This is a genomic window from Streptomyces marokkonensis, from assembly GCF_008312835.1.
Classification (GTDB): Bacteria; Actinomycetota; Actinomycetes; order Streptomycetales; family Streptomycetaceae; genus Streptomyces; species Streptomyces marokkonensis_A.
The window spans coordinates 361,827-371,019 of the sequence record NZ_VSKS01000006.1; the positions used below are offsets into that span (position 1 = coordinate 361,827).

Below are 9,193 nucleotides of genomic sequence, written 5' to 3' on the forward strand. Positions count from 1 at the left end.
CGGTCTCCCGCGCCGTCACGTGGCGACCAGGCGGACCGCCGTCACCTTGTACTCCGGGCACGAGGTCACCGTGTCGGCGTGGCCGGAGGTGAGGCGGTTGACCCCGCTGGCGGGGAAGTGGAAGGAGCAGAAGACCTGGCCGGGGGCGGTCTGCTCGCCGATCCGGGCGATGAGGCCCGCCCGGCCGTGCCGGCTCTCCACCGTGACCGGCTCGCCGTCGCGCACGGCGTACCGGCGGGCGTCGCCGGGGTGCAGGTCGAGGAAGTCGACGGGGTCGAGGGCGAGGTTCGGACCGCGCCGGGTCATGCTGCCGGAGTTGTAGTGCGCCCAGCGTCGTCCGGTGACCAGGAGGAGCGGGTAGTCGTCGTCGGGGTGCTCACCCGGCGGCAGATACGGCGCCGCGGCCAGGTGGGCGCGGCCGTCGGCGGTGGCGAACCGCTCCCGGTACAGCTTCGCCTCACCGGGCCGGCGGGGGTCCCGGCAGGGCCACGGCACGGCTCCTTCCCGGTCCAGCCGGTCGTGGGACAGGCCGGCGAAGACCGGGGCGACACGGCCGCACTCGGCGAGGGCGGCGGCCGGCGTCGGGCAGCCGAGGCCGGCGCCCATCGCCGCCGCGACGGCGTGCACGACGTCGAAGTCGCTGCGGGCCCCGCCCGGCGGAGGAACCGCGGGACGGACCCGCTGGAACCGGCGGTCGAAGTTGACGAAGGTGCCGTTCTTCTCCAGCCAGGACGCGACGGGCAGCACCACGTCGGCGCGGCGGGCGGTCTCGGACGGGAACAGTTCGCTGCACACCACGAGGGGGCACGCCTCGAGGGCCTCGGCCACCTTGTTCGCGTCGGGGTCGGTGGCGCACACGTCCTCCCCGATGACCCACAGCGCCCGCAGCTCCCCCGCCCGCGCGGCGGCGAACATGTCCGGGATCCTCAGTCCTGGCCGCTCGGGTACCTGGATGCCCCACACCGCCTCGGCCCGGGCCCGCGCCGCCGGGTCGGTGACCTTGCCGTAGCCGGGCAGGAGGTCGGGCAGCGCGCCCATGTCGGAGGCGCCCTGGACGTTGTTCTGGCCGCGCAGGGGGTTGACCCCGTGTCCGCGGTCGGTGCCGACTGCGCCGCGCAGGATCGCCAGGTTGGCCAGCGTCCGCACACCGTCCGTGCCGTGCAGGTGCTCGGTGACCCCCAGGCCGTAGACGATCGCGGGGCGCCGGGCGCGGCCGTACAGCCGGGCGGCTGCGATCAGGTCGGCGGCGGGCACGCCGGTGATCTCCGCGACCCGGTCCGGCGGGTAGTCGGCCAGCAGTTCCGTGAGCTCCGGCAGACCGGTGGCTCGTGCCCGCAGGAACGCCTCGTCGGTCATGCCCTCGGCGAGCAGGACGTGTGCGAGCCCGTGGAAGAGCGCCACGTTGGTGCCGGGCCGGGGCCGCAGATGCACATCGGCGTGCGCGGCGAGCCCCACGGCCCGCGGGTCGGCGACCACGAGCGCGGCCCCGTGCAGCGTGCGCCGCAGCAGCCGCGCCCCGACCACCGGGTGGGCCTCGACCGGGTTGGCCCCCACGACCAGCAGGCAGTCGGACCGCTCGACGTCGTCCAGGGTGTCGGTGCCGCCGGACAGGCCGAAGGAGGCGGTCAGGCCGGCCGCGGACGGGGAGTGGCACAGGCGGGAGCAGTTGTCGACGTTGTTCGTGCCGATGACGACCCGCATGAACTTCTGGACGAGGTAGTTCTCCTCGTTCGTGGCGCGGGCCGAGGAGATCGCCGCCACGGCGTCCGGGCCACCGTCGGCCACGGCGGCGCGCAGCCCGCGGGCGACGTGACCGAGCGCCTCGTCCCAGCCGACGGGCTCCAGGCGGCCGTCGCGCCGGAGCAGGGGCCGGGTGAGCCGTTCCGAGGAGGTGAGGTAGCCGTGGGCGAAGCGGCCCTTGACGCAGGCGTGGCCCTGGTTGACCGGGCCGTCGCGGGCGGGGAGGACGGCCGTGACCGCGCCGTCGGCGGTGACGACGTCCAGGGCGCAGCCGACCCCGCAGTATCCGCACGTGGTCCGGGTCGCGGGCGGCCGGTGCGCGGAGGTGAGCCCGCGCGCCGGGCCGGGTTCGGTGAGCGCGCCGGTGGGACAGGTGTCGACGCAGCCGCCGCAGGCCACGCAGTCGGACTCGGCCCAGGGCCCGCCGGTGCCGGGCGCGACCACGGTGTCGGCGCCCCGTCCGGCCAGGGTCAGGGCGAAGGTGCCCTGCACCTCGGCGCACATGCGGACGCACCGGCCGCAGGCGATGCACAGGTCCCGGTCCAGATGGACGTAGGGGTGGGAGTCGTCCCGGCCCCGCTCCCCCGAGCCCTGTGCCGTGTCGGGCCCGATGCCCAGCGAACGGCATACCTCCGCCAGTTCACTGGGGTTGCTCTCGGCGAGGGCACGGGGCGGCAGGGCCGACGCGATGACCTCCACCGCCTCCCGGCGCAGCTGCCGGAGCGCGTCGGTGGCGGTCTCGACGCGCACGCCGGAGGAGGCCGGGGTCACGCATGCCGCGACGGTCCGTCCGTCGGCGCTCACCAGGCAGGTGCGGCAGGACCCGGCCGGGCCGATCCGCTCGTCCGAGCACAGTGCGGGCAGCTCGGACCCGGCCGCCCGCACCGCCGCGAGCAGGGAAACTCCCCCGGGCACGGTGACGCTCGTGCCGTCGACCTGGATCTCGGTTCCGGTCATGGCTCCCATCCCGCCAGTCGCTCGCCGTAGACGCGGGCGAGGCTGTGCACGGCGGGCGGGATGCGCTTCCCGAACGCGCACAGGCTGGCCTCGGTCAGCACGTGCGCGAGCCGCCGCCACTCGTCACCGGGTCCGGTTCCGGCCCCGGCCAGTTCCAGGCCGCGGCGGGAGCCCACCCGGCAGGGGGAGCAGGCACCGCAGCTCTCCGCCGCCGCGAACTCCCACACGTGCCGCAGCACGTCCCGCGGCGCCATGTGCCGGTCCACGGCGACCAGTCCGGCATGGCCCAGTGCGGCACCGCGGGCGGACAGGCCGGCCGTGGTGAGCGGCACGTCGAGCGCGCCGGGGCCGAGGAAGCCGCCCAGGGGGCCGCCCACCTGGACGGCGGCCGGCTCGCTGCCGTCCTTCAGGCCGCCGCCCAGCCGGGTGACGAGCCGCCGCAGTGAGGTGCCCAGCTCCACCTCGTACACCCCCGGCCGGGCGAACCGCTCCGAGAGGCAGACCAGTTTCGTGCCGGTCTCCTCCGGCGTACCGCGCCGGGCGTAGGCCTCGCCGCCCCGGGCCACGATCCAGGGGACGGCCGCGAGGGTCTCCACGTTGTTCACCACGGTCGGCGCGTCCCACAGTCCGCGCGCGGTCGGGTACGGCGGGCGCGGCCGGGCGCAGCCCCGGTCCCCTTCCAGGCTCGCGATCAGCGCGGTCTCCTCGCCGGCGACGTACGATCCGGCGCCCTCGACCACCTCGACGTCCAGGGCGGTGTCCGTGCCGTGCACGGCGGGGCCGAGGTGCCCGTCGTCGTAGGCGTCGCCGACGGCCTCCCGCATCCGTTCCAGCGCCCGCGGATACTCCGAGCGGACCAGCACCACCGCCCGGCGGGCGCCGCAGGCGAAGCAGGCCAGTGCCAGGCCCTCGAGCACCCGCCGCGGGTCGTCCTCCATCAGCAGCCTGTCGGCGTACGACCCCGGGTCCCCCTCGTCCCCGTTGGCCACCACCACGGTGCCGGGCGCCCGGCCGGCCGCCTCCCACTTCGCCGCCACCCGGAAGCCCGCTCCCCCGCGTCCGCGCAGCCCGGAGGCGGCCACGTCCCGCCGGACCCGGTCGGGTCCGCCCGCCGTCACGACCCCGGGCCACACCTGCCACGCGGGCTCACCGGCGACCACGCCCGCCAGCAGCACGGGGTCGCCGGTGTCGTCCGCCACCGGGATCCGCGGGGCGGACGGCGGCTCACGCCCCGCCAGCTGGGCGGCGAGCGCGGGCCCCGTGCAGGGCGTGGTCCCGTCGAGTGCGGCGGGACCGGCGTAGCAGTACCCCAGGCAGCGGACGGCCTGCAGCGAGGTCTCCCCGTCCGGTGAGACGGTGCCGGTGGTGACGCCCAGTTCCCGTTCCACCTCGGTGAGATGGTGTCCCGCCTGTGCCGCGAAGCACGCCGTCGCCGAGCAGACCCGGACGTGCCTGCGGCCGTGCGGTGCGGCGAGGTCCGCGTAGTAGGCGGCCGGTCCGAGTCCGGCGGCCGCGGGCAGGCCCAGGCCGGCGGCGACCGCGGGAGCCCAGCCCTCCGGGCCGTCCACCGTGCTCTCTCTGACCCCGGCCAGATCCTCGATCAGCGCCTCACTGGCTCTCCCGTGCCGCTCGGAGAGGGCACGGAAGGCGTCGAACCGGCCGGCGGGACGGATCACAGCCATGTCTTCATCGTGGCGGCAGTCCGGGAGCACCACAATCGGAAGGCCGGGCGGAAGGCCTCAGGACTCGTCCGTGCGGTGTGCGAGGTGTTCCGAGACCGAGACCACACCGTCGACGCTCCTGCACAGCCGTTCGATGACGGGGATCAGAAGCTTGATGCCGACGGTGCCTGCGAGGGTCACTCTGCCCTCGTGCACCTCCACGGTGACCTGCGAGGCGGCGGGTCCCAGCGTCCGCCGCAGGACGTCGCCGGTGATCTCGTCGCGGATGGCGTCGTCGCGGCGCAGGAAGATCCGGAGCAGGTCGCCCCTGCTGACGATGCCCTGGAGCCGGTCGGTCTCGTCCACCACGGGCAGCCGCTTGACGTTCTGCACCGCCATGAGGCGGGCCGCCTCGACCACGGTCCACTCGGGACGGGCACACACGGCCGGGGCCGACATGAGCTCCTCGGCCCTTGTGCCCTCGGCCTTGGCCCGCTCCCACGCCTCGAGGTGCGGGATCGGTGAGCGTCCGGAGGGATCGGACTGGCCGGTGGACTTGCGCAGCAGGTCGGCCTCGGACACCACTCCCATCGGCCGGTCCAGTTCGTCCACGACGGGAACGGCGCTGACGTCGTTGTCCCCCAGCAGTTTGACGATCTCCTTGAACGGCATGTCACGTCGTGCCCTGACCACGTTCCGGGTCATGAGCTCCCCGACCGTGCGGTGGTGCATGGCGCCTCTCCGTTCCGCGTGGCGGTCCAGACGGTCACTGCGTCACAGCCTCATTGTCGGGCAGGGAGCGCGTGGGGGCCCGGCGGCGAGCCGGGCCCTCCCCCGCGGCCGGTGCTAGCCGTGCCGGGAGCCGTAGGGCAGCAGGGCCATCTCGCGCGCGTTCTTGACGGCCCGCGCCACCTGCCGCTGCTGCTGCCGCGTCACGTGGGTCACCCGGCGGCTGCGGATCTTCCCCCGGTCGGAGATGAACCTGCGCAGCAGATCGGTGTCCTTGTAGTCGACGTGGGTGATGCCGGCGGCGTCCAGCGGGTTGACGCGCCGGCGCCGGTCGGTGCGCCGGTCGGTGCTCGGTCGTCGGGGCATGGTGGGTCGTTCCTTCCTTCGATGGCGATGTGGTGCGTACTGCGGTGCGTGCGGGCTGCCGGGAGGTCAGGCCGCCGGGTCGAGCAGGTCGTCGAACGCGTGGGGCAACTGCTGCCAGCGGTTCCTTCCCGCCGCGTACTCCTCGTCGGTGAGCAGGCACGAGTCGAGGAGGGCGAGCAGGCCGTCGCGGTCCAGGCCGGGTGCGGTGAAGGTGAGGTACTGGCCGCGGTCACCGTGTTCCGGGTGCCAGTCCACCGAGGCGGCCGCGCGGCGTTCGGCGGGCACCATCTCCCAGGCGGCGTCGGGCAGCGCGGCCAGCCAGGGGCCGGCCGACTCCACGCACAGCGCGCCGCCCGCGGCGTCCCAGGACAGCAGGGTGTCGGGACGGTCCGCCAGCCAGAACCGGCCACGGCTGCGCGCGGCGGCGCAGGTCAGGTCCTCCAGCGCCGCGTGCAGCCGCTGCGGGTGGAAGGGCCGCTCGCGCCGCCAGACGACGGTGCGCACACCGTGCTCGTCGCCTTCCTGCGGCAGCAGCGCGCAGGCGGGATGCACGCGGGCGGCGGCCGCCGCCACGTCGAAGCCCGCCGACAGAGCGGTGCCCAGAGCCCCGCCGCCCACGGGCACCTTGCGCGCGCCAGGGGTGAGCTGGGTGAGCAGCGCGTGGTCGCTGTCGTCGGCGACCTCGTGCTCCTCTCCTCGCGGGCCGTCGTCGGCGGCGACGGCGATCACCGTGGGGTACTCCAGTTGCCGGGCGAAGGTGTCGGCGACGGTGCGCTGGTCGGCCGGGGCGGCGGCGAGACCCGCGTCGGCGAGGTCGTCACTGTTGGAGAGGTACGGCAGGACGAGTGCCGGGTCGACCACGGTGGCCACCCCGGTCAGGGTGAGCGGCGCGCCCGCGGCGGCGACGACCGGGGCCATGCCGTGGGGTTCGACGGAGTCCCACAGTTCCACGACGGCCAGCCGGTGACCGCCCGCTTCCGCGAGCCGGACCAGTTCGGGGACGAGGTCCTCACGCAGCGCGCAGCACGCGCAGTCGTTCACCAGGGGCGCGTCGCCGACACCGAGCAGACCGCCGGCGTCGCGTACGGTCCGGCGCACCGAACCGTCGACGGCGTACGTCAGGTCGTGGTGCAGGGCGACCGAGCCGGGGACCGTGCGCAGGATCTCGGCGACGGCGGCCCGGCGGGCGTCGGCGTGCAGTCCGGCGACGACCGCGACCGGCAGCCGTGCCCGGTCCCCGCTCACCGCCCGCTCCGTTCGCGTCCGTAGCGCCGCTCGAAGCGCTCGACCCGTCCCGCGGTGTCCAGGACGCGCTGGGTGCCGGTGTAGAAGGGGTGACTCGCCGAGGAGATCTCGACGTCGATCACCGGGTAGGTGTTGCCGTCCTCCCACTCGACGGTCCGGTCGCTCGTGGCCGTCGACCGGGTGAGGAAGGCGAAGTCTGCGGCCCGGTCGCGGAAGACGACGGGACGGTACTCGGGGTGGATTCCGGGCTTCATGATGCTCAGCGCTCCTCACGGAAGTCGACGTGGCGCCCGGCGACCGGGTCGTACTTGCGCAGCGTCAGCCGGTCGGGGTCGTTACGGCGGTTCTTGCGGGTCACGTAGGTGTAGCCGGTACCGGCGGTGGACCTCAGCTTGATGATCGGACGCAGTTCGTTGCGGGCCATGGACCGCACTGTACACGCTATTGAATTTCATTTTCATCTAGCTGCTAGTGTGCTGCCGTCAGTCACACCCGAGCTCGAGGAGGAACTTTGTCCGCCCACTGCCAACTCACCGGCCGTCAGCCCGGCTTCGGGCATCAGATCTCGCACTCCCACCGGCGCAGCAAGCGCCGCTTCGACCCGAACATCCAGCGCAAGCGCTACTGGCTGCCGGGCGAAGGCCGCTACGTCCGGCTCACCCTGTCCGCCAAGGGCGTCAAGACGGTCGACGCGATCGGCGTCGAAGCCGCGGTGGCGCGCATCCGCGCCCGGGGAGGGAAGGTCTGATGGCGAAGAAGAGCAAGATCGCGAAGAACGAACAGCGGCGACGCGTCGTGGCCCGCCACGCCGAGCGCCGCGCCGAGCTCAAGGCGATCATCGCCTCCGCCCGTACCTCCGACGAGGAACGCGCCGCCGCCCAGCGGGAACTGCGCCGCCAGCCCCGCGACGCGAGCGCCACCCGCGTGCGCAACCGCGACTCCGTGGACGGCCGGCCCCGCGGTCACCTGCGCGCCTTCGGACTGTCCCGCATCCGCCTGCGCGAGATGGCCCACGCGGGCGAACTCCCGGGAGTGACCAAGAGCAGTTGGTGACCGGCACCCGAGGCGTGCGACGCCGCACCCGATGACGGAGCGCCGCCTCGCGACGTCAGCTCCGGGCCGCGGCGAGGTCCCTCAGCGCGGGGATCACCGCGCGCAGGTCGTCGCCCTGGACCGACGTGGTGGCGTGGGTGCCGGCGTGGGGCGGGGCGTTGAAGGCGATGCCCAGGCCCACGGAGTCGAAGAGGGGGCTGTCGGCCGGACAGGCGCCCACAGCGGCGCAGTCCTCCGGGGCGACACCGAGTTCGTCCGCTCGCCGGCGGGCGAACTCGCCCTCGTCCGTGAGCACGGGTGAGTCACCGACCTTGCCCGTGAAGCGGCCGTGCGCCGTCTCCAGGGAGCAGCCGAAGTAGGAGTGGACGCCGAACCGGTCGGCGAGGTGTGCGCCGACCGGGGCCCACGTGAGGCTGGAGATGACCGGCACCAGACCGTTGCCCCAGCACCAGCGGGTGGTCTCCGCGACCCCCGGAAGCAGGGGCAGACCGCTGAGTTGGGTGTGCAGGTCCCCCTCCGCGACACCCTCCCAGCGCGCCGCGTCGGTCTCCCCCGATGTGTGCAGGCTCGACGGCCCGCTCAGGCCGAGGCGCTCCTCGAGCAGGCGGGACAGGCTGCCTCCCCGGACCAGGACGCAGTCCAACGAGAAGAACACGGCGGCGGTGTGACCAGACATGAGTTCTTCGACTATGCCACCCGTGAGGGGACTCACACCAGAGATGTGCGCGTTCCTTCACGACTGGTCACACGGTGCTCGCCGGCTCTAGGGATCTCCTGGTCCGGGGGACGCGAGCATGAGGACGACCGTCGTCCCGCCGTGCCTCGCCGTCCCGTCGCACCTGGAGAATCATGCCCCGTCGCCTGTTCACCTCGGAGTCCGTGACCGAGGGTCACCCCGACAAGATCGCTGACCAGGTCAGCGACACCATCCTCGACGCGCTGCTCCGCGAGGACCCGGGCTCCCGGGTCGCCGTCGAGACCCTGATCACCACCGGCCTGGTGCACGTGGCCGGCGAGGTCACCACCAAGACGTACGCGGACATCGCGACGCTGGTGCGCAACAAGATCCTGGAGATCGGCTACGACTCCTCGCACAAGGGCTTCGACGGCGCCTCCTGCGGCGTGTCGGTGTCGATCGGCGCGCAGTCCCCGGACATCGCGCAGGGCGTCGACGCCGCCTACGAGGCCCGCGTCGAGGGCGACGACGACGAGCTGGACCGTCAGGGCGCGGGTGACCAGGGCCTGATGTTCGGTTACGCGACGGACGAGACGCCGACGCTGATGCCGCTGCCGGTGTTCCTCGCCCACCGGCTGTCCAAGCGCCTGTCCGACGTGCGCAAGAACGGGACGATCCCCTACCTGCGCCCCGACGGCAAGACCCAGGTCACCATCGAGTACGACGGCGACAAGGCGGTCCGGCTGGACACCGTGGTGGTCTCCTC

General features: G+C 73.9%; 11 protein-coding genes. 3 read left to right on the forward strand and 8 right to left on the reverse strand.

Annotated features, from left to right (window positions below; genetic code table 11):
• Positions 1-15: 15 nt before the first annotated feature.
• The 7 genes from fdhF to rpmG form a co-directional block, all read right to left on the reverse strand.
• Complete coding sequence (gene fdhF, locus F1615_RS13865) at positions 16-2,697, reverse strand: formate dehydrogenase subunit alpha (protein ID WP_244328720.1); 2,682 nt, start codon at positions 2,695-2,697, stop codon at positions 16-18.
• On the reverse strand, positions 2,694-4,379 hold the full coding sequence (locus tag F1615_RS13870) for an NAD(P)H-dependent oxidoreductase subunit E (RefSeq protein WP_149549242.1): 1,686 nt from the start codon (positions 4,377-4,379) through the stop codon (positions 2,694-2,696). The genes fdhF and F1615_RS13870 overlap by 4 nt, the downstream gene beginning before the upstream one ends.
• A 57-nt stretch (positions 4,380-4,436) precedes the next feature.
• On the reverse strand, positions 4,437-5,090 hold the full coding sequence (locus F1615_RS13875) for a CBS domain-containing protein (protein WP_149549243.1): 654 nt from the start codon (positions 5,088-5,090) through the stop codon (positions 4,437-4,439).
• A gap of 114 nt (positions 5,091-5,204) precedes the next feature.
• Complete coding sequence (gene rpsR, locus F1615_RS13880; RefSeq protein ID WP_149549244.1) at positions 5,205-5,453, reverse strand: 30S ribosomal protein S18; 249 nt, start codon at positions 5,451-5,453, stop codon at positions 5,205-5,207.
• A gap of 66 nt (positions 5,454-5,519) precedes the next feature.
• Entirely contained in the window at positions 5,520-6,698 is a 1,179-nt protein-coding gene (locus F1615_RS13885; protein ID WP_149549245.1) for a GTP-binding protein, read from the reverse strand.
• A complete protein-coding gene (locus F1615_RS13890; protein WP_037927407.1) occupies positions 6,695-6,952 on the reverse strand; it encodes a type B 50S ribosomal protein L31 in 258 nt (85 codons plus the stop codon). The genes F1615_RS13885 and F1615_RS13890 overlap by 4 nt, the downstream gene beginning before the upstream one ends.
• A gap of 5 nt (positions 6,953-6,957) precedes the next feature.
• Complete coding sequence (gene rpmG / locus F1615_RS13895; protein WP_017949758.1) at positions 6,958-7,122, reverse strand: 50S ribosomal protein L33; 165 nt, start codon at positions 7,120-7,122, stop codon at positions 6,958-6,960.
• Between the two features lie 87 nt (positions 7,123-7,209).
• Here rpmG and rpmB point away from each other — a divergent pair, with 87 nt between their 5' ends.
• Together rpmB and rpsN are read left to right on the forward strand one after the other, a co-directional pair.
• Positions 7,210-7,446: a 50S ribosomal protein L28 gene (gene rpmB / locus F1615_RS13900; RefSeq protein WP_149549246.1), complete on the forward strand. Its 237-nt coding sequence runs from the start codon at positions 7,210-7,212 to the stop codon at positions 7,444-7,446.
• Positions 7,446-7,751: a 30S ribosomal protein S14 gene (gene rpsN, locus F1615_RS13905; RefSeq protein ID WP_149549247.1), complete on the forward strand. Its 306-nt coding sequence runs from the start codon at positions 7,446-7,448 to the stop codon at positions 7,749-7,751. Before rpmB ends, rpsN begins: the two co-directional genes overlap by 1 nt.
• Positions 7,752-7,806: 55 nt before the next feature.
• Here the strand turns inward: rpsN and F1615_RS13910 are convergent, their stop codons facing one another.
• Positions 7,807-8,427 (reverse strand): HAD family hydrolase, encoded by a 621-nt coding sequence (locus F1615_RS13910; protein WP_149549248.1) that lies wholly within the window; start codon positions 8,425-8,427, stop codon positions 7,807-7,809.
• Between the two features lie 173 nt (positions 8,428-8,600).
• Here F1615_RS13910 and F1615_RS13915 point away from each other — a divergent pair.
• The coding region (locus F1615_RS13915) for an S-adenosylmethionine synthetase N-terminal domain-containing protein (protein ID WP_280118893.1) at positions 8,601-9,193 on the forward strand (593 nt) is incomplete at its 3' end.

Bases quoted from the DNA above. Each gene is read 5' to 3' on its own strand.
- F1615_RS13890 (WP_037927407.1), bottom strand. From the start codon at position 6,952: ATGAAGCCCGGAATCCACCCCGAGTACCGTCCCGTCGTCTTCCGCGAC.
- rpsR (WP_149549244.1), bottom strand. From the start codon at position 5,453: ATGCCCCGACGACCGAGCACCGACCGGCGCACCGACCGGCGCCGGCGC.
- F1615_RS13870 (WP_149549242.1), bottom strand. From the start codon at position 4,379: ATGGCTGTGATCCGTCCCGCCGGCCGGTTCGACGCCTTCCGTGCCCTC.
- F1615_RS13875 (WP_149549243.1), bottom strand. From the start codon at position 5,090: ATGCACCACCGCACGGTCGGGGAGCTCATGACCCGGAACGTGGTCAGG.
- fdhF (WP_244328720.1), bottom strand. From the start codon at position 2,697: ATGACCGGAACCGAGATCCAGGTCGACGGCACGAGCGTCACCGTGCCC.
- rpsN (WP_149549247.1), top strand. From the start codon at position 7,446: ATGGCGAAGAAGAGCAAGATCGCGAAGAACGAACAGCGGCGACGCGTC.
- rpmG (WP_017949758.1), bottom strand. From the start codon at position 7,122: ATGGCCCGCAACGAACTGCGTCCGATCATCAAGCTGAGGTCCACCGCC.
- F1615_RS13910 (WP_149549248.1), bottom strand. From the start codon at position 8,427: ATGTCTGGTCACACCGCCGCCGTGTTCTTCTCGTTGGACTGCGTCCTG.